At 61.5% G+C, this 18,453-nt stretch carries 17 protein-coding genes; 10 read left to right on the top strand and 7 right to left on the bottom strand.

What is annotated here, in order from left to right:
• Positions 1 to 99: 99 nt before the first annotated feature.
• On the top strand, positions 100 to 492 hold the full coding sequence (locus ACRESH_RS19610; RefSeq protein ID WP_431743533.1) for a hypothetical protein: 393 nt from the start codon (positions 100 to 102) through the stop codon (positions 490 to 492).
• 65 nt (positions 493 to 557) lie between these two features.
• Here ACRESH_RS19610 and ACRESH_RS19605 read toward each other — a convergent pair whose 3' ends face one another.
• From ACRESH_RS19605 to ACRESH_RS19590, 4 genes are all read right to left on the bottom strand, one after another.
• Entirely contained in the window at positions 558 to 965 is a 408-nt protein-coding gene (locus ACRESH_RS19605) for an HPF/RaiA family ribosome-associated protein (RefSeq protein ID WP_431743532.1), read from the bottom strand.
• A 178-nt stretch (positions 966 to 1,143) separates the two neighbouring features.
• Complete coding sequence (fecA, locus tag ACRESH_RS19600) at positions 1,144 to 3,483, bottom strand: TonB-dependent Fe(3+) dicitrate receptor FecA (protein WP_431743531.1); 2,340 nt, start codon at positions 3,481 to 3,483, stop codon at positions 1,144 to 1,146.
• A gap of 88 nt (positions 3,484 to 3,571) precedes the next feature.
• Positions 3,572 to 4,498, bottom strand: coding sequence for a DUF4880 domain-containing protein (locus ACRESH_RS19595; protein ID WP_431743530.1), 927 nt, complete (start codon positions 4,496 to 4,498; stop codon positions 3,572 to 3,574).
• A 5-nt stretch (positions 4,499 to 4,503) separates the two neighbouring features.
• On the bottom strand, positions 4,504 to 4,998 hold the full coding sequence (locus ACRESH_RS19590) for a sigma-70 family RNA polymerase sigma factor (protein ID WP_431743529.1): 495 nt from the start codon (positions 4,996 to 4,998) through the stop codon (positions 4,504 to 4,506).
• 216 nt (positions 4,999 to 5,214) lie between these two features.
• Between ACRESH_RS19590 and ACRESH_RS19585 the strand changes: the two genes are divergently transcribed.
• The 4 genes from ACRESH_RS19585 to ACRESH_RS19570 all read left to right on the top strand — a co-directional run bounded on the left by ACRESH_RS19585 (position 5,215) and on the right by ACRESH_RS19570 (position 9,470).
• On the top strand, positions 5,215 to 7,185 hold the full coding sequence (locus ACRESH_RS19585; RefSeq protein WP_431743528.1) for a ligand-gated channel protein: 1,971 nt from the start codon (positions 5,215 to 5,217) through the stop codon (positions 7,183 to 7,185).
• Between the two features lie 73 nt (positions 7,186 to 7,258).
• Positions 7,259 to 7,561, top strand: a complete 303-nt coding sequence (locus ACRESH_RS19580; protein ID WP_431743527.1) for a DUF3649 domain-containing protein — start codon at positions 7,259 to 7,261, stop codon at positions 7,559 to 7,561.
• Positions 7,561 to 9,144 (top strand): PepSY-associated TM helix domain-containing protein, encoded by a 1,584-nt coding sequence (locus tag ACRESH_RS19575; RefSeq protein ID WP_431743526.1) that lies wholly within the window; start codon positions 7,561 to 7,563, stop codon positions 9,142 to 9,144. The genes ACRESH_RS19580 and ACRESH_RS19575 overlap by 1 nt, the downstream gene beginning before the upstream one ends.
• The gene (locus ACRESH_RS19570; RefSeq protein ID WP_431743525.1) at positions 9,144 to 9,470 is read left to right on the top strand and encodes a DUF3325 domain-containing protein; all 327 of its coding nucleotides are present in this window, start codon (positions 9,144 to 9,146) and stop codon (positions 9,468 to 9,470) included. The genes ACRESH_RS19575 and ACRESH_RS19570 overlap by 1 nt, the downstream gene beginning before the upstream one ends.
• Positions 9,471 to 9,476: 6 nt before the next feature.
• On the opposite strand, the gene ACRESH_RS19565 is transcribed toward ACRESH_RS19570, so the two are convergent.
• A complete protein-coding gene (locus ACRESH_RS19565) occupies positions 9,477 to 10,352 on the bottom strand; it encodes a helix-turn-helix domain-containing protein (protein ID WP_431743524.1) in 876 nt (291 codons plus the stop codon).
• A 137-nt stretch (positions 10,353 to 10,489) separates the two neighbouring features.
• On the opposite strand from ACRESH_RS19565, the gene ACRESH_RS19560 reads away from it, so the two are divergent.
• Entirely contained in the window at positions 10,490 to 11,392 is a 903-nt protein-coding gene (locus tag ACRESH_RS19560) for a DMT family transporter (protein ID WP_431743523.1), read from the top strand.
• A gap of 89 nt (positions 11,393 to 11,481) precedes the next feature.
• Here ACRESH_RS19560 and ACRESH_RS19555 read toward each other — a convergent pair whose 3' ends face one another.
• Complete coding sequence (locus ACRESH_RS19555) at positions 11,482 to 12,453, bottom strand: 2-hydroxyacid dehydrogenase (RefSeq protein ID WP_431743522.1); 972 nt, start codon at positions 12,451 to 12,453, stop codon at positions 11,482 to 11,484.
• Positions 12,454 to 12,526: 73 nt separating this feature from the next.
• Positions 12,527 to 13,474: a LysR family transcriptional regulator gene (locus ACRESH_RS19550; RefSeq protein WP_431743521.1), complete on the bottom strand. Its 948-nt coding sequence runs from the start codon at positions 13,472 to 13,474 to the stop codon at positions 12,527 to 12,529.
• A 186-nt stretch (positions 13,475 to 13,660) separates the two neighbouring features.
• Here ACRESH_RS19550 and ACRESH_RS19545 point away from each other — a divergent pair, with 186 nt between their 5' ends.
• From ACRESH_RS19545 to ACRESH_RS19530, 4 genes are all read left to right on the top strand, one after another.
• Entirely contained in the window at positions 13,661 to 15,187 is a 1,527-nt protein-coding gene (locus ACRESH_RS19545; RefSeq protein ID WP_431743520.1) for an efflux transporter outer membrane subunit, read from the top strand.
• Positions 15,184 to 17,370, top strand: a complete 2,187-nt coding sequence (locus ACRESH_RS19540) for an FUSC family protein (RefSeq protein WP_431743519.1) — start codon at positions 15,184 to 15,186, stop codon at positions 17,368 to 17,370. The genes ACRESH_RS19545 and ACRESH_RS19540 overlap by 4 nt, the downstream gene beginning before the upstream one ends.
• On the top strand, positions 17,360 to 17,560 hold the full coding sequence (locus ACRESH_RS19535; protein ID WP_431743518.1) for a DUF1656 domain-containing protein: 201 nt from the start codon (positions 17,360 to 17,362) through the stop codon (positions 17,558 to 17,560). Before ACRESH_RS19540 ends, ACRESH_RS19535 begins: the two co-directional genes overlap by 11 nt.
• Positions 17,561 to 17,570: 10 nt before the next feature.
• Positions 17,571 to 18,453 (top strand): efflux RND transporter periplasmic adaptor subunit (locus tag ACRESH_RS19530; protein WP_431743517.1); only part of this gene is annotated, 883 nt, incomplete at its 3' end.

Below are 18,453 nucleotides of genomic sequence, written 5' to 3'. Positions count from 1 at the left end.
TGTGTGCGGAATAGTTGGGGGCGGATCACTTGCGGGTGGGCTAGGAGGGGGAGCAGATGGCGAATGGCTTGGGGAACTCTTCTATGAGAAGGTCAATCCATGACCGGGTTCTGGAGTTCTTGGTGGGCATTCGCCTTCATGCTTGCTCCTTTTGTGATCGGCTTGAGCGGAGTAGCAATGGGCGCTTACATAGCCTGCAGCCGTGATTTCAACATCATGCTTGCAGCTCTCCCCAATTGCCTCTGGCTCAAGCAACAGATTCCTTTATGGGGCACTACAGGCCTGAAATCACGTTGCTATCTGGTAAACACCGTTTGCGCCGCGATGGTTTATCCATCGATTGGGATTCGTAGGGGGTTGTTCGATGCCGATGAGATTAGAAATTTTCCGAGATCGCTTAAGTATCGAATGATCGCATCTGTCTGGTTGACGACCATCGGATTCGTTTGGCTGTTCGTGGGGCTCGGCTTGATTAAACTTTCGGAAGGCTAAAACTTAACAGCCATAAAAAAGGCGAGCCCACCGGGCTCGCCTTTTTACCGTCTGCGTTATGTCATTCAGCTGATACTGCGAGCTTGCTCGTTCTCCAGGAACTCTGCCTGTAGCAGGCCGTCATTCTGGGCGCTGTCGACGCTCTGCTGAGCAACGGCGCGTTTGCTGCGCAGCTTGCCGTAGAAGTGCTCCAGGGCATGATTGAGCTTGATTGCGGCACCTTCGACAGCCTGGTCGAGGGATGCGCAGGTATGGCTTACGGAAATCGGTTGATGGCCTTTTGGGCGTGCCTCCATCTGGCAGCGTTTGTCATGCGGACCTGGCTTGTCGCCATTCTCGTCGCGCAGGTGGACCTCGACGCGGGTGAGGTCTTCTTCAAAACGTTCGAGCGTGCTTTCTACCGTGCCGCGGACCCACTCTTCCAGTCGGATGTTGCCTTGAATATGGTTGTCGCTATTGACTTGGATTTGCATAGTTCAATCCCTTATTCAGCTAGCTCGCAAGAGAATCGATGGGGCCTTTGCGGCCTGTGGAAACCATCGCCTCTTGACTACAAGGTCAGGCACTTGGGGCAACAATTCAAGTCCTTTTGAAAGATAAATTTCTTGTTGCAAAAAGCCCGGCGTCGGCCGGGCTTTTGCATGCGCTGGATCAGAACGCGACAGAGGTCTGCAGGTATACCGTACGAGGTTCACCGACATACTTGCCCTTGTTGTTGTCATCGAAGGAGCGTGTGTAGTACTGGTGATTGAAGATGTTCTTCACCCCGACGGCGACGTTCAGGTTCGACAGTTGCGGGCCGAAATCATAGGCCGCGCGGCTGCTGAACAGCATGTAGCCCGGGATGCGCCCGGTGCTGCCATCGGCACTTTCGCTGGAGGTATTGGCGTTGTCGGCAAACTGGTCGCTCTGGTAGGTGCTGTCCAGATTCAGCTGCCACTGGCCTTCCGTGTAGCCAACGCCGAGAGTGCCCTTGTGACGAGAGGAGAAGGGCACACGATTGCCCTTGTTAGGCCCGTCTTCACGGATTTTAGCGTCGACAAAGGCATAGGTTGCATACACATCGAAACCGGCCAGTGCAGGGTTCAGACCCTCGAGGGCGTATTTGACGCTGGTCTCGATACCCTGGTGGCGGGTTTCGCCGCGGGCAATCACTGAGTCGTTGGTCTGGTTGCTTTCGTACTGGTTGTCGAAGTTGATCAGGAACGCACCGATCTCAGCCTGCAGCAGGCCATCGTCATAGCGCGTACCCAGCTCCCAGGTGCGGGCTTTTTCCGGTTTGACTTCGCCGCTGCTGACCCGGTTGGGCATCTGGCTGTACTGCACACTACCGAAGGAGCCTTCGGTGTTGGCATACAGATTCCAGCTGTCGGTCAGGTGATACATTACGTTCAACGCCGGCAGGGCGGTGTTGTAGTCGCCCTGGTAACGCTGGCCAGTGAGCTTGTTGCTCTGCTCGGAATCGATCATCTCGTAGCGGATGCCCGGGGTGATGGTCCACTGGCCGATATCGATGCGGTCGTCGAGGAAGATTGCATGGGCTTCGGTGCTGCCGCGGGTGTCGCGGTCGTTGCGGCTGGCGGTGGTCGGCAGCTGGTTGGCGCTGATCGGCTCGCGAAAGCGCAGCTCGTGGCCCGCTTCGTTGATGTAGCGGTAGCCGACACCGACTTCATGCCAGCTCTCAGCGAGGGCGAAGCCCTGGGAGAAGCGGGTTTCGATGCCGCGTACCCAGTATTCGCGGGGCGACAGCGAGACGAAGCTGCCCTGGTTCAGGTAGCCGCTGCGCAGGGTCTTGGTGAAGAAGCTGTTGACGCTGAACTGGCGGGCATCTTCCTTGTAGTCGTAACCGAAGTTGAACATCGTCCGGCGGCCCCAGAACTTGTCCTGCAGGCGGGTCGACTGGTACGGGTCGGCATCGTAGTCGGCCACGCTCAGGCCACCGGGCATCTGCGCTTCACCCTCGTAGTACTGGGCCATGGCGTGCAGGCTGTTGGCTTCGTCGAGCTGCAACTTGCCCTTGAGGATCAGGTCGTCGATCTGCGTATCACTGTGCTCGCGCCAGTCGCCGCCGCGGGTCCCGGAGTAGAGCAGGGCGCCGCCCAGGCCGTTGTCGTTGGTGCCGCCAGCGAGCAGGTTGGCGCTGGTCTTGAAGCCGTCGTGACTGGAGGACGGGCTGGTCTGGGTCTGGAAGCCGGCTTTGACCGTCGGCTCGTCAGGAATGGCCCGGGTCACGAAGTTGACGATGCCGCCGACGTTTTGCGGGCCGTAGCGCACCGCGCCGCCGCCACGCACCACATCCACCGCGTCCATGTTGCCCATGCTGATCGGAGCAAACGACAGCTGTGGCTGGCCATAGGGTGCGAAGGGCACCGGAATGCCGTCCATCAGTACTGTGGAGCGCGATGCCAGGCGCGGGTTGAGGCCGCGGATGCCGAAGTTCAGCGCCATGTCGTGGCTGCCGGTGCCATTGTTTTCTGGCGCGTTGACCCCGGGAATGCGGTTGAGCACTTCGCGGGCGGTGGTAGCGCCGCTGCGTTCGAACTCCTCGCGGCGGATCACGTCACGGGCGCCAGCGTGTTCGAAGACGTTGTCCTGCTGGGCCGCACCCAGCCAGTCACCGACTACCGTCGAGGTGCCCAGCTCCACCGGGGCACTGGCTGCTGCCTGCGGTTGCAGGCTGAAGGCGTTTTCACCTTCGGCACGGGCTTGCAGGCCGCTGCCCTGGAGCAGGATATCGAGGGCCTGCTGCGGGCTGTACTGGCCGTCCAGGCCCGGACTCTGCACACCGCTGGTGAGCTGGGAGCCGAACGAGATCAGCACACCGCTTTCCCGACCGAACTGGTTCAAGGCGCTTTCCAGCGACATGGGGGCGATGTGGTAGCTGCGGGCTGCCGACTCTTGCGCCAGGGCAGGGACGACGGCAACGCTCAGGCCGGCACCGAACAACAGGGCGCGAAGGGCTTGGGCAAGTGGGCTCGGGCGAAGGGGCATGCAAGGGTCCTTGAGCAGGTCAAAGCAAAGGGTTCTGCCCTCTCTGTCACGCGAGATGAAAAAACGGCTCAGGTATTTTGAGCATTTTTCAGGCCCGCGCTTCGACCGTCACCCAGTAGCGTGTAAAGCGCCGAACCTGTACCGGTAAGGCGATCTCCAGCAGGTCGAGAATGCGCTCGCTGTCGGCCAGTGGATAACTGCCGGAAATCAGCAACTCGGCGACTTCGGGAGCACAGTTGAGCTGGCCGCGTCGATAGCGACCGAGTTCGCCGAGAAAGTCACCAAGGCGCATGTGTGCGGCCACCAGCATGCCATCGACCCATGCGCCGGCATTGCTGTCGAGTAACTGGGTGGCTTGCCACTGCGGACCATTGAAACGTGCTTGCAGGCCGGCAGCCAGGGTGTTGCCGGCAAGGCTGGCACTGCCCTGATGGACGCTGAGCTGGCTGTAGCGCTCGAACTGACGCAAGTTGTAACGACCCGCGTTGAGCTGCAGCAGTCCGAAATCGCTGAGCAAGCGCAGGGGACGGGCATCCTCGGCGACGGTGAGTTGTATTTCACCTTCGAGCAGGCGCACCAGGCGCTGCTGGGTATCGAAACGCACATCGGCGGCGCTACGGGTGTTCAGGTGTAGCTGGCTACCGTCGTCCAGTGCCTGGCGACGACGCTCGCCCACTGGGCTGTGGTAGTCGGCAAGCAGGGTTGGCAACGGGTTGTGCTGTTGCAGGGTCAAGCCGGCGGCGCCACCCACCCCCAGAATCAACAGGGTCTTGAGGGCCCGACGGCGACTGGCCGAACGCGGTGCCTGCAACGCCGCATGGGCCAGCGGCGAAGACAACCCACGCAGGCGCAGGTTGACCCGCTGGATATGCTCCCAGGCCCGGCGGTGCTCTTCATGGGCTTGCAGCCATTGCTGCATGGCCTGCTGCTGGCGCGGATCGAGTGCGCCACCCTGCAGTTCGATCAGCCAGTGCACGGCCTGTTCGGCCACCTGAGGCGAAAATTCCTGATGCAAGTTGTTCACCGGGCAAAGTAACAGCGCATGGCTGCCTTATTCAGGTAGCGCTTGACCGTGGCCAGGGAGATGTCCAACTGCGTGGCGATCTCGCCGTAACCAAGGCCGTCGACCTGGGCCAGCAGAAAGGCACGCTTGACCAGCGGGGCCAGGCCGTCGAGCAAGCGGTCAAGTTCCAGCAAGGTTTCGAAGATGATCGCCCGGTGTTCCTCCGAGGGCGCCAGTGCTTCCGGCAACTGCGCCAGCGCCTGACAGTAGGCGCGCTCCAGATCCTGACGCCGGTAGTGGTTGCACAGCACTCGCTTGGCCACGGTGGTGAGGAACGCCCGTGGTTCATTGAGCACTGGCGTTTCGCGGGCCTGCAGCAGGCGCATGAAGGTGTCCTGGGCCAGGTCCGCGGCGTTATCCGGGCAGCCCAGGCGTTGGCGCAACCAACCGGTCAGCCAGTTGTGATGGGCGTGGTAGAGGACTTCGAGCGAAGAAGAGGGGGCACTGGGCACCGTGAACACTCCGGCGCCAGGATGCGCAACAGAATAATAATTGTTCTCATTGTATTGTTATCGAAGGCTGCGCGGCAATCAGGCGCTGACTGGCGGTAAAAACGCAGACCGGAGAATGTAAATAACGTAAATACGCTTTACTCTCATTTGAGAGTCAATAGCATTCGCACCCTGAATGGTTTACCAAACCTTTACATTTCTCAGGGAGAGCTCCACGTGTCCCCGCTTTTCACCCGATCCTGCCTCGCGCTTACCCTCTGCTCGATTTATACCTCCCAGGCCAGTGCCGACCCCCAGAAGCCAATGGAGCTGGACAATGTGGTGGTCACCGCCTCTGGTTTCTCCCAGCAAATCAAAGACGCACCCGCGTCGATTTCGGTGATTACCCGCGAGCAGATCGAGAATAAATCCTACCGGGATGTGACCGATGCCCTGAAAGATGTACCGGGTGTAGTGGTCACCGGTGGGGCCAGCTCCAGCGACATCAGCATCCGTGGCATGGCTTCCAAGTACACGCTGATGCTGGTCGATGGCAAGCGCCAGGACTCGCGTGCAACCCGCCCCAACAGTGACGGTGCTGGTATCGAGCAAGGCTGGATGCCGCCACTTGAGGCAATCGAGCGTATCGAAGTGGTCCGTGGGCCAATGTCGTCGCTGTATGGCTCCGACGCCATGGGCGGGGTGATCAACATCATCACCCGCAAGGTGACCCCGACCTGGTACGGCGGTGTGCGCAGCGAAGCAACCTTCCAGGATCGCTCCGACTCGGGCGACTACAACAGCACCAGTGCCTTCGTGTCCGGGCCGCTGATCGAAAACCTGGTCGGCTTGCAGCTCTATGGACAGCGTTCGCGTCGCGACGAAGACCACATCACCAACGGCTTCAATGAGCAGAGCACCGACAGCGGCACGGCCAAGCTGTCGTTCACCCCCGACGAGCACAACGACATCACCTTCGAGGCGGGTAAATCCGAACAGGACCGTTATGCTCACAAAGGGAAGTCGGCGCGCTCTTCCGACAGCTTCAGCGACTATGAACGCACCAACTTCTCGATCAGTCACTCCGGGCGCTGGGACAGCATCACCACCGACAGCTACCTGCAGCGCGAGAAGATCGAGAACCCGGGCCGGCGCATGGAGCTGGAAAACACCGTGCTCAACTCCCAGGTGTCGTTCTTCAGCGATTCGCACATCACCACCGTTGGTGGCTCGTACAAGTACGAAGACCTCACCGACGAAGGCAACCAGTTGGCTGCAGCGTCCGACGTCAACCAGCTGACGCGCTGGTCCTGGGCCCTGTTTGCCGAAGACGAATGGCGCCTGACCGAAGCCTTTGCCTTGACCGGCGGCATTCGTATGGACCGTGACGAAAACTACGGTACGCACTGGTCGCCACGTTTGTACGGGGTGTATCACCCAACCGAGCACTGGACCGTCAAAGGCGGTGTGTCCAGTGGCTACCGCTCGCCGGATATCCGTGCGGCGGTGGATGACTGGGGCCAGATCACCGGTGGTGGTGGTGATCCGGCAATCATTGTCGGCAACTCCAGCCTCAAGCCGGAAAAGAGCCTGAGCCAGGAGATCGGGATGATCTGGGACAGCCTGGAAGGGTTCTCCACCGGTCTGACCGTGTTCAATACCGATTTCAAAGACAAGATCACCGAAACCCGCCGCTGCACCGACAGCACCGGCAATGCTTCGGGTCAGTGCCAGATCGGCGGTACTTCGTACAAATTCATCAGTGACCGGGTGAACGTTGATGAGGCGCAGATGCGCGGTATTGAAGCGACTCTGGACTGGGATATCACCCAGAGCCTGAAGCTTGCTACCAACTACACTTTCACCGACTCTGAACAGAAGAGCGGCCCGCAAAAGGGCAAGGCACTGAACCAGATGCCACGGCACATGGTCAACGCCACCCTGGACTGGCAGACCACCGATCAGCTGGGCACCTGGGCGCGTCTGAACTATCGCGGCAAGACTTCCGATTATCTGGGTCGCACCACCATGTCCGATGGCACACCGTCCTACACCTTTGTCGACCTCGGCGGCACCTACCGGGTGACCAAGAACGTGAAGCTGCTGGCCGGTGTCTACAACGTGTTCAACAAGGAAGTCGACTACCAGAACTATCAGACCGTGCTGGATGGCCGCCGATACACTGTTGGCGTCGATCTGTCGTTCTGATGGTACGGCCAGCGGCTTTGCTTTTGAGAATATAAATCATTATTATTAGTGCTTTTCACTAGGACTGGATGCCATGAAAAGCAAAGCCGCCCGGCTGCCCCTGAACTATCGCCTGGCTGTGACTTCGCGCTGCCTGGCCGCTGTGTTTGGTGGATATCTGTTGGCGGCCATGGCCAGCGTCTGCTTCAGCCTGCTGGCGCCGATGCCTAAAGCTGAAGCGGTAGTCAGCGGCATGATGCTGTCATTCCTGTTCTACCTGGTGGCCTTCCTCTGGTGCTTTGCCTGCCGTAGTGCCTGGCAGGCCTGGCTGGGCGTGTTGCTGCCGAGCCTGGTACTGGGCGCGATCAATGGCTTGGTCTACTGGATGAAAAACTGATGAAAGAGGGCTTTCGCCAGGCCATGGCCTGGCTGCACACCTGGACCGGTCTGATCTTCGGCTGGCTGTTGTTTGCGATTTTCCTGACCGGGACCATGTCCTACTTCAAGGAAGAGATCAATCACTGGGCTCAGCCCGAGGTGCAAGCCCGCCCGCTGGACCCGCTGGCAAGCCTGGCCCTGGCTCAGGACTACCTGCAGCAACATGCGCCCAATGCCGGCAGTTGGTTCATTCGCCTGCCGGAGGCGCGCGAGCCCGGCCTGAGTGTCGGCTGGCGCGCGGAAGGTGCCGGGCGACGCGGCTTCATCGATAAAACCCTGGACCCTGCCACGGGGGGCGAAGTCCAGGCGCGTGAAACACGCGGTGGCAATTTCTTCTATCGATTCCATTATCAGCTGGAGATGCCTTACCCCTGGGGGCGCTGGCTGACGACGTTTGCCGCGTTCATCATGCTGTTGGGGCTGGTGACTGGCATCATTGTCCACAAGAAGATCTTCAAGGAGTTCTTCACCTTCCGACCAGGCAAGGGTCAGCGATCCTGGCTCGATGGTCACAATGCCATTGGCGTACTGGTGCTGCCGTTTCACCTGATGATCAGCTACAGCAGTCTGGTGATCTTCATGTCCATGGTCATGCCGGCGAGCATCATCGCCAGCTATGGCGACAACACCCGCGGCTTTTTCAACGACCTGTTCGGTACGCCCGAAGAGCTTAAGGTGGCGGGTGTCGCCGCGCCATTGCTGCCGTTGCCGACGCTTTACCAGAAGGTCCGGGAACAATCGCCGGACAGCCGCATAGGCTGGATCGAGGTGCAAAACCCGGGCGATCAGAACGCCCGCGTACGCTTCTCCCGCCATACGGGGGATCGCATTGCCTACCAGCGGAGCGGTGGCTGGATCTTTGATGGCGTTAACGGCACGCTGCAAGGCGTCAGCGGCAACGAAGCCATGCCGGTGCTGATTGCCGGGGGCATGTATGGCCTGCATTTGGGCGTATTTGCAGGGCCCTGGCTGCGCTGGTGGTACTTCTTCTTCGGCCTGGCCGGTACGGCGGTGATTGGCACCGGCCTGGTGCTGTGGCTGGGCAAGCGTCAGCTCAAGCATGCCAAGAGCGGTACGCAACCCTTCGAGCTGCGTCTGGTGGAGGTGTTGAACATCGCCAGCATGAGCGGCTTGTTGCTCGGGGTGGCGGCCTTCTTCTGGGCCAACCGCTTGCTCCCGGTGGGATTGGAAGGACGTGCCGAGTGGGAAGTGAACAGTTTCTTTCTGCTCTGGGCGTTATCGCTGATTCACGCCATGTTGCGTCCGGGGCGCCGAGCCTGGGCCGAACAGTTGGGACTGGCTGCGCTGCTGTGGGCCGGTTTGCCGCTGCTCAATCAGTTGACCACAGGCCAGGGCTTGATCCATTCGATTCCAGCCGGCGACTGGGCTATGGCCGGATTCGACCTGACGGCGCTGGGCTGTGGCCTGTTCTTCGCCTGGGGTGCTGGCAAGATGTGGCGCCCGTCCGTGGTGGTAGCCAAGCGTGCGCCCAAGGCAGCAAAAGCGGCCAGCGCCAACCTGATCGATAGCGAGGTAAGTTGATGCTCGCCGTTGCCCTGTTCGGTTTTGCCGGCTTTGCCTGTTTGTGCCTGGCAATGGAAAAACACTACAAGGAGCTGCTCGGTGCCGCTCCCGCCGCAGTGCGTTTGCGGGCCCTGCGTATCGCAGGCTGGTTGTTGCTGCTGGTGGCGCTGTACCTGGCCGTGGGCAACAGTGGCTGGGCCATGGGCCTGGTCGAACTGTTTGCGCTGTTGATGGCGGGCGTCACCCTGTGGGTATTCTTGTTGCCCTATCAGCCGCGCCTGTTGCTTGGGCTGGTCGGGCTCAGCCTAGTGCTTGGGCCGGTGTTGGCGATGCTGCCCGGGTAAGCCAATCTAACGCCTGAAGGCCGCCCGGTAAGCACCGGGTGTTGCCCCCAGGGCCTGGCGAAAGCGGTTGCTGAAGTGGCTGGCGCTGGCAAAACCGCACTGCAGGGCGACCTCGCCCAGGGGCAGGTCGCCAACGCGCAGCAGTTGTCGCGCCATGGCCAGACGCCGGGCCAACAGGTACTGGTGGGGCGGCAGGCCGAAGCTTTCGCGGAACATTCGCGCAAAGTGGTACTCGGACAGATTGCACAGCGCCGCCAGCTCCCCCAGGCTCAATGGTTGGTCCAGATGGCCTTCGATGTACTCGCTCAATTGCCGGCGCTGGTGCGCGGCCAAGCCGCCTTTAAGGCGCAGCCCCTGACGCAGGCCGACCTGGCTGAGCACGGCATGGTCGAGAATTTCGTGGGCCAGGGTGCTGGTCAGCAGGCGTTCGCCTGGTTCGTCCCAGTCCATTGCGATCAGTTGATGAAAACGCCGGGCTTGCTCGGGATCGTCAAGGAAGGTTGCCTCCTGCAACTGCAGTTCACGGGGTTCGCGGTCGAGCAGGCTGATGCAACCGAGGGCGAACTGTTCCTGGCTGATGTACAGGTGCGCCAGGCGGATCGAGCCGTTGACCACCCAGTTGGACGCTGAGCCGGCGGGCATGATGCACAGTTTATTCGGTGCGCCTTTGTGTGCGGGCTGTTCGCGGCGGAACGTGCCGGTACCGTCGGCGATGTAGCAGGACAGGGTGTGGTGGCTCGGTGCTTCGTAGTCGCGGGCGTCGTGACGGTTGTTCCATAGGGCTGCTGCCAGGCCGTCACCCAGGTGCGCGCTGTGCTCCAGGCGGGCATGGGGTGAGTCGTGCATGGCTTTGAAGACTTGCAGTTGGTCCAACGGGGTCATGAGCGATACCTCTGGCCGTCATCCTACTCCGCTGTGCAATGCCTGACAGCAGCGGGTGAGGCAAAAGCGCAAGAATCTGCAAGCGCGCACAGCACGTTCGGCCTGAGACTGAAGGCCTGGATGCGAGGAGCGCTGCCATGAACCTGTCGTTGTACCTGCTGACCGTATTGATCTGGGGCACTACCTGGATCGCCCTGAAACTACAGCTGGGCGTAGTCGCCATTCCCGTGTCGATTGTCTATCGCTTCGCTCTGGCCGGGCTGATCCTGTTCGCCATCCTGCTGCTCAGCCGTCGCCTGCAACCGATGAACCGGCGTGGTCATGGCATTTGCCTGGCTCAGGGGTTTTGCCTGTTCTGCGTCAACTTCATGTGTTTCCTGACGGCTAGCCAATGGATTCCCAGCGGCCTGATCGCCGTGGTGTTTTCCACCGCAACCTTGTGGAACGCGCTCAATGCCCGGGTGTTCTTCGGCCAGAAGATCGCCGCCAATGTTTTGGCTGGGGGTGCGCTAGGGTTGTGCGGGCTTGGCTTGCTGTTCTGGCCGGAGCTGGCGGGCCATGCGGCGAGTCGTGAAACCCTGATCGGCCTGGCCCTGGCGCTGCTTGGCACCTTGTGCTTCTCGGCGGGCAACATGCTGTCCAGTTTGCAGCAGAAGGCCGGCTTGCGGCCAATGACCACCAACGCCTGGGGCATGCTCTATGGTGCCGGGATGCTTGCGGTGTATTGCCTGTTCAGCGGCATTCCTTTCGATATGGAATGGAATACGCGCTACATCGGTTCGCTGCTGTACCTGGTGATCCCGGGCTCGGTGATCGGTTTTACCGCCTACCTGACCCTGGTCGGGCGCATGGGGCCGGAGCGGGCGGCTTACTGCACGGTGTTGTTCCCGCTGGTGGCGTTGAATGTGTCGGCATTCTACGAGGGGTATCAGTGGACGGCGCCTGCGCTGTCTGGGCTGGTGCTGGTGATGCTGGGGAATGTGCTGGTGTTCAGGAAGTCCAAGCCTAAGGTTGTTACACCGGCTGTTGTCTTGAGATAGCGTTTGTTTGTTATGGCCTCATCGCCGGCAAGGCCGGCTCCTACAGGGCGCTAGCCTTGCCGGCGATGAGGCCGGTCGAAATAGCAGGCTTACTTCCACACCTGCGGATTGACCAGATCCCGCGGCCGCTCGCCAAGCAGAGCACTGCGCAGGTTATCGATGGCCCGGTTGGCCATGGCTTCACGGGTTTGCGCGGTAGCCGAACCGACGTGGGGCAGGGTCAGGGCATTGGGCAGCTGGAACAGTGGCGATTCAGCCAATGGTTCCTTTTCATACACGTCCAGCCCGGCGCCGCGGATGGTGTTAGTGCGCAGGGCTTGCACCAGCGCCGCTTCATCCACCACCGGCCCACGCGATACGTTGATCAGAAAGGCACTGGGCTTCATCAACTGCAGCTCACGGCTGCTGATCAAGTGTTTGGTCTGGGCGCCAAGCGGCACCACCAGGCAGACGAAGTCGGCTTCAGCCAGCAACTCATCCAGGCTGCGGAATTGGGCGCCGAGTTCCTGTTCCAGCGCGGTCTTGCGCGAGTTGCCGCTGTAGATGATCGGCATGTTGAAGCCAAAGCGCCCACGGCGGGCAAGGGCCGCACCGATGTTGCCCAGGCCGACGATCCCCAGGGTTTTACCGTGCACATCGCTACCGAACTGCGCCGGGCCGACGGTGGCCTGCCATTGCCCGGCCTTGGTCCAGGCGTCGAGCTCGGCGACGCGCCGGGCGCAACCCATGAGCAGGGCGAAGCCGAGGTCGGCGGTGCTTTCGGTCAGTACGTCGGGGGTGTTGGTCAGGGCAATGCCGCGCTCATTGAAGTAGTTAAGGTCGTAGTTGTCGTAGCCCACCGACACACTGGACACCACCTCCAGCTTGCTGGCATTGGCAAGCTGCGCCTGACCGAGCTTGCGACCAACGCCGATCAGGCCATGGGCTTCGGGCAGGGCTTCGTTGAACTGCGCACTGATATCGCCGAGCTTGGGGTTCGGCACGATCACGTTGAAATCTTGCTGCAGGCGTTCGACCATCGCCGGGGTGATGCGGCTGAAGGCAAGGACGGTCTTTTTCATCGGCGAAATCTCTGCGGACGATGGAGAATGGGTAGCACGCTATCATTCTCCACCGCCTCTGTGCAGCAAGATTTCAGTTGGCGATGAGCAGCTCGTGGGTCTTGAGGTCTGCTTCGTGGGCGGCGAGGATTTCCGGCAACGAGTTGCGCAGGTATTCAACCCAGGTCTTGATCTTGGCATCCAGGTACTGGCGCGACGGGTAGATCGCGTACAGGTTCAGCTCCTGCAAGCGGTACTCAGGCATCACCCGCACCAGGGAGCCGTCACGCAGCCCATCGATGGCCGAGTAGATCGGCAATACGCCGACGCCCATGCCACTGCGGATCGCGGTTTTCATCGCGTCGGCCGAGTTCACCTGGAACGGCGCCTGGGTGATGTTGACTACCTCCTGGCCTTCCGGGCCGTCGAACAGCCATTTTTCCAGCGGGATCACCGGGCTGACCATGCGCAGGCAGGCGTGATTGAGCAGGTCACTGGGTTTGTGCGCAATGCCGTGGCGTTTCACGTAGTCAGGCGATGCGCAGACGATGCTGTAGGTGATACCCAGGCGTTGGGACACGAAGCCCGAGTCGGGCAGCTCGCTGGCCAGCACGATGGACACGTCATAGCCCTCGTCGAGCAGGTCCGGCACGCGGTTGGCCATGGTCAGGTCGAAGGTCACATCCGGGTGGGTTTCGCGGTAGCGGGCAATGGCATCGATGACGAAATGCTGACCGACGCCGGTCATCGAATGCACCTTCAGTTGCCCGGCCGGGCGGGCATGGGCGTCACTGGCCTCGGCTTCGGCTTCCTCGACATAGGTGAGGATCTGTTCGCAGCGCATCAGGTAACGCTTGCCGGCTTCGGTCAGGGCGATGCGGCGGGTGGTGCGGTTGAGCAGGCGAGTTTGCAGATGGGCTTCAAGATTGGAGACCGCCCGCGAGACGTTGGCGGTAGTGGTATCCAGTTGCACCGCCGCGGCGGTAAAGCTGCCGACTTGCGCTACGCAACTAAAAGCACGCATGTTTTGCAGGGTGTCCATGGGTCGCTCTCAAAGTAGACGACAAATTGTGACATGAAGTAACCGAGCCGGTCTTCAGACTAAAGCCGGATTATCGCTGTTTTCGTAACAAAGATTCGCAGTAATACACGCTTATCGTCAGTGCGCCAGCCCCCTAGAATTGCCTCTCCAAGCGTCATCCACCTTCTACGTCGGGAATTCGCAGCTGTGCCGCGTCGCATCATCAGAGCGCTGAATGCGCTCAGTGTCTGTGCCTTTAGCTTGACCTTGAGCGGCTGTATCGGAACCTGGGGCATTGCCCCGCAAAGCAAGACGCTGCAAGCCAATACCCTGACCACCATTGAGGCGATCCGCTCGGCCGCCCGTGACGCCCACTGGCCTGACCAGCAGTGGTGGCGCGCTTATGGCGATCCACAACTGGACCGCTGGATTGCCCTGGCCGTCAACGACAGCCCGAGCATGGCCATGGCCGCCGCCCGGGTGCGTGAGGCCAAAGCCATGGCCGGGGTGGTCGAGTCAGCCGAGAAACTGCAGGTCAACGGCGAGTCGACGCTCAAGCGCCACAACTGGCCGGAAGACCAGTTCTACGGCCCGGGGGCCTTGTCCGGGGCCAACACTTGGGACAACAACGCCGCTCTCGGCTTCAGTTATGCGCTGGACCTCTGGGGCCGCGAGCGCAATGCCAGTGAACAGGCCGTGGACATGGCCCATATGAGCGCGGCGCAGTTGCGCCAGGCCCAGCTGGAGCTGCAGAACAACATCGTCAAAATGTACATCCAGCTGTCCCTGCACTTTGCCCAGCGCGATATCGTCATGGCCGAACTTGCGCAACAGGAGCAGATCCTGGTCCTGGCCGAACGCCGCCTGGCCGGTGGCATCGGCACCCATTTCGAAGTCAGCCAGGCGCAGACACCGCTGCCGGAAACCCATCGCCAGCTTGATGCGCTGAATGAAGAAATCGCCCTGGCGCGTAACCAGTTGGCGGCGCTGGCGGGTAAGGGTCCAGGCGAGGGCGCGCAACTGCAGCGTCCGCAGCTGGCCCTCGGTGCCGCCTTGAAGCTGCCGTCGGCCTTGCCCGCCGAGCTGGTCGGCCAGCGTCCGGACGTGGTTGCCAGCCGCTGGCAGGTCGCAGCTCAGGCGCGCGGTATCGACGTCGCCCACGCCGGCTTTTTCCCCAACGTCGACCTGGTCGGCGGGCTTGGCTTCATGGCCACCGGTGGTGGTCCGCTGGAGTTCCTGACCGGGCGCAAGTTCAACTACAACGTCGGTCCTGCCATCAGCCTGCCGGTGTTCGACGGTGGCCGCCTGCGCTCGCAGCTGGGTGTTGCATCGGCCGGTTATGACATCGCCGTGGCGCGCTACAACCAGACCGTAGTCGAGGCGCTCAAGGGTATTTCCGATCAGCTGATTCGCCGCGAGTCGATGAAGGAACAACAGCACTTTGCTGCCGAGTCGGTGGCTGCGGCGCAGAAGACTTACGACATCGCCATGATCGCCTTCCAGCGCGGCTTGACCGATTACCTCAATGTGCTCAACGCCCAGACCTTGCTGTTTCGCCAGCAGCAGATTCAGCAGCAGGTCCAGGCAGCTCGGCTGACCGCGCATGCCGAGCTGGTCACTGCCCTGGGCGGTGGGCTGGGTGCCGGTAATGACGTGCCGAGCGAAGATAAACAACAGGCGCCGAAACCCCCGGCGACCCTGGCAATCTTCGATAAGCCGGGCCACGCCGAATGAGCGCACTGACCCTGCCGTTTCGCTGGCTGGCAAGCCTTGAGTGGCGCCGTGGTTTCTTTGAGTGGGCACGCACCGACGGGGTGACCTGGGTCTACATCTTCAAGGTCCTCAGCGCCGCGTTCCTGACCCTGTGGCTGGCCATGCGCCTGGAGTTACCGCAACCGCGTACGGCGATGATCACGGTATTCATCGTTATGCAGCCGCAGAGCGGGCATGTGTTTGCCAAGAGCGTCTGGCGGCTGCTAGGTACCTTGGCCGGCTCGTCGATGATGATCGTGTTGATCGCGCTGTTTCCACAGAACACGGAACTGTTCCTGCCGAGCCTGGCGATCTGGGTGGGCCTGTGTTCGGCCGGTGCCATGCGCTATCGGACCTTTCGTGCCTACGGTTTCGTACTTGCCGGCTACACCGCGGCGATGGTCGGATTACCCGCCCTGGAGCACCCGGACGGCGCCTTCATGGCGGCAGTCTGGCGGGTGCTGGAAATCTCCCTGGGGATTCTGCTGTCGACTCTGGTCAGCGCTGCGATCCTGCCGCAGTCGGCCGGCGCGGCGATGCGTAATGCCTTGTACCAGCGTTTCGGAGTCTTCGCCGGTTTTGTCGTCGAAGGCCTGCGGGGCGACAGCCAGCGCGATCGTTTCGAAAGCAGCAACGTGCGCTTTATCGCCGAGGCGGTTGGCCTGGAAAGCCTACGTAATGTCACCGCCTTCGAAGACCCGCACATGCGCCGACGCAACGGCCGGCTGGGGCGGATGAACAGCGAGTTCATGGCTATCACCACGCGCTTCAACGCCTTGCACCAGTTGCTTGAGCGCCTGCGTCTGCGCGGTCCGCTGCAGATCGTCATGGCAATCGAACCCGGCCTCAAGGCATTGAGCGAACTGCTCGATGCCTATGCCGGCCGGGCGCTGACCAGCGCCGATGCCGCGCGCCTGGCCGAACAACTGGCCGCCTACAAGGAAGGCTTGCCGGAGCGGGTGCGCAGCTTGCGCGGCGCCTATGTCGAGACCGGGCCGAGCGATGCCGATCTACTCGACTTCCATACCGCCTACGAACTGCTGTACCGCTTTGTCGATGACCTGCACAGCTACGCCCTGACTCACGCGTCGCTGGCTGAGCACAACCATGCCCGCGAGCAGTGGGACGAACCCTATGTGGCACAGACCAACTGGATGGTATCGCTGGCCGCGGGTTTGCGCGCTTCGTTGATCTTGCTGGTGCTGGGCAGCTTCTGGATCCTCACGGCCTGGCCGAGCGGGGCGATGATGACCTTGATCGCCGCCGCCACCGTGGGCTTGTCAGCGGCTTCACCGAACCCCAAACGGATGTCTTTCCAGATGGCCTGCGGGACGTTGATAGGGGCCTTTGTCGGCTTTTTCGAAACCTTCTTCGTGTTCCCCTGGATCGACGGCTTTCCCTTGCTCTGCCTGGTGCTGGCGCCGGTCTTTGTGTTGGGGGCTTTCCTGGCTTCGCGACCCGCTTATGCCGGTGTCGGCCTGGGCTTGCTGATCTTCTTTGCCACCGGTTCAGTGCCGGATAACCTGACGGTCTACAACCCTTACAACTTCATCAACGACTACATCGCCATGGTCATCGGCATGCTGGTATGTGCCGCTGCCGGGGCCATCATCCTGCCGCCGAACAGCCGCTGGTTGTGGAGCCGCCTGGAGCAGGACTTGCGCAGCCAGGTGCTGTTCGCCATCAGCGGTCGCTTGCGTGGCCTCGGTTCGGCCTTTGAAAGCCGCAGCCGCGACCTGCTGCACCAGGCTTATGGCCTGGCCGCCGGTAAACCTCAGGTACAGAGCAACCTGCTGCGCTGGATGTTCCTGGTGCTGGAGGTGGGGCACGCAATTATCGAGTTGCGTAAGGAGCAGGCGATCCTGCCGGTGCACCCGTGTTATGCCGAATCGCAACCCTGGCGCCAGGCAATCCGGGTCATGGGCCGGGCCCTGGCGCGGTTGTTCCTGCAACCGAGCACGAGCAACCACGAGCGCGCCTTGGTCGCGGTGGACCACGTCATCAGCCGCGTGCAGGCCACCGACGAACCCTTTGCCCGGCATTTTGACACCTCGGCCCTGCGCCGCGTGCAGAGCTACTTGCATTTCATCCGTACTTCGCTACTCGACCCCCAGTCGCCGCTGGCCGCGCTGGCCCCGGCCCAAGGACTGCCCCATGCCCCGTGAAATCGCCTTCCATGGCGTCTACATGCCGACCATGACCCTGATGTTCCTGTTCGCCGCCGGGCTTGCCTGGGGCCTGGACCGGTGTATCGCAAGCGTCGACGGCTACCGGTTTTTCTGGCATCCGGCGCTACTGCGCCTGTGCCTGTTTATTTGCTTGTTCGGATCCATCGCCCTGACTTTCTACCGTTGAGCCCCTGTTGATGAAAAAGTTTTTTAGCCTGATCGCCACCTTGCTTGTGCTGGCTGCTGCCGTGATGATCGGCCGCCAGCTCTGGGTGCACTACATGAACACGCCCTGGACCCGGGACGGGCGGGTACGCGCGGACATCATCAACGTTGCCGCCGATGTGCCGGGCTATGTGGTCGATGTCCCGGTGCGCGACAACCAGTTGGTGAAGAAGGGCGACCTGCTGCTGCAGATCGACCCTGAGCATTATGGGGTGGCGGTCAAACAGGCCCAGGCCCTGGTTGCCTCACGCAAGGCCACTTGGGAAATGCGCAAGGTCAATGCCCACCGGCGTGCCGACATGGACAACCTGGTGATCTCCCGCGAGAACCGGGACGACGCCAGCAACATCGCCAACTCGGCGCTGGCCGACTATCAGCACGCCCAGGCGCAACTGGCGGCCGCCGAGCTGGACCTCAAGCGGACAAAGATCCTGGCTACCGTCGGTGGTTACGTGACCAACCTCAACGTGCACCGGGGCGACTATGCGCGCACTGGTGAGCCGAAGATGGCGGTGGTCGACAAGGATTCCTTCTGGGTCTACGGCTTCTTCGAAGAGACCAAGCTGCCGCATGTGGAAGTGGGGGACCAGGCTGACCTGCAGATGATGAGCGGTGAAGTGCTCAAGGGCCATGTGGAGAGTATTTCCCGCGGCATCTACGATCGCGACAACCCGCAAAGCCGCGAGCTGATCGCCGACGTCAACCCGACCTTCAACTGGGTGCGCCTGGCCCAGCGGGTGCCGGTGCGGATTCATATCGATGAAGTGCCGGAGGGCTTTTTGCTGGCGGCGGGGACGACCTGTACGGTGGTGGTGAAACCATCGCGGGGCAAGCCCGCTCCCACCGCTACTGTGG

The sequence above is a fragment of the Pseudomonas sp. genome (genome assembly GCF_050739775.1).
In the GTDB taxonomy this organism is placed as follows: domain Bacteria; phylum Pseudomonadota; class Gammaproteobacteria; order Pseudomonadales; family Pseudomonadaceae; genus Aquipseudomonas.
This window is presented reverse-complemented; position numbering and strand designations above follow the sequence as displayed.

Bases quoted from the DNA above. Each gene is read 5' to 3' on its own strand.
- ACRESH_RS19605 (WP_431743532.1), bottom strand. From the start codon at position 965: ATGCAAATCCAAGTCAATAGCGACAACCATATTCAAGGCAACATCCGA.
- ACRESH_RS19575 (WP_431743526.1), top strand. From the start codon at position 7,561: ATGAAAGAGGGCTTTCGCCAGGCCATGGCCTGGCTGCACACCTGGACC.
- ACRESH_RS19550 (WP_431743521.1), bottom strand. From the start codon at position 13,474: ATGGACACCCTGCAAAACATGCGTGCTTTTAGTTGCGTAGCGCAAGTC.
- ACRESH_RS19580 (WP_431743527.1), top strand. From the start codon at position 7,259: ATGAAAAGCAAAGCCGCCCGGCTGCCCCTGAACTATCGCCTGGCTGTG.
- ACRESH_RS19540 (WP_431743519.1), top strand. From the start codon at position 15,184: ATGAGCGCACTGACCCTGCCGTTTCGCTGGCTGGCAAGCCTTGAGTGG.
- ACRESH_RS19570 (WP_431743525.1), top strand. From the start codon at position 9,144: ATGCTCGCCGTTGCCCTGTTCGGTTTTGCCGGCTTTGCCTGTTTGTGC.
- fecA (WP_431743531.1), bottom strand. From the start codon at position 3,483: ATGCCCCTTCGCCCGAGCCCACTTGCCCAAGCCCTTCGCGCCCTGTTG.
- ACRESH_RS19555 (WP_431743522.1), bottom strand. From the start codon at position 12,453: ATGAAAAAGACCGTCCTTGCCTTCAGCCGCATCACCCCGGCGATGGTC.
- ACRESH_RS19610 (WP_431743533.1), top strand. From the start codon at position 100: ATGACCGGGTTCTGGAGTTCTTGGTGGGCATTCGCCTTCATGCTTGCT.
- ACRESH_RS19535 (WP_431743518.1), top strand. From the start codon at position 17,360: ATGCCCCGTGAAATCGCCTTCCATGGCGTCTACATGCCGACCATGACC.
- ACRESH_RS19560 (WP_431743523.1), top strand. From the start codon at position 10,490: ATGAACCTGTCGTTGTACCTGCTGACCGTATTGATCTGGGGCACTACC.
- ACRESH_RS19565 (WP_431743524.1), bottom strand. From the start codon at position 10,352: ATGACCCCGTTGGACCAACTGCAAGTCTTCAAAGCCATGCACGACTCA.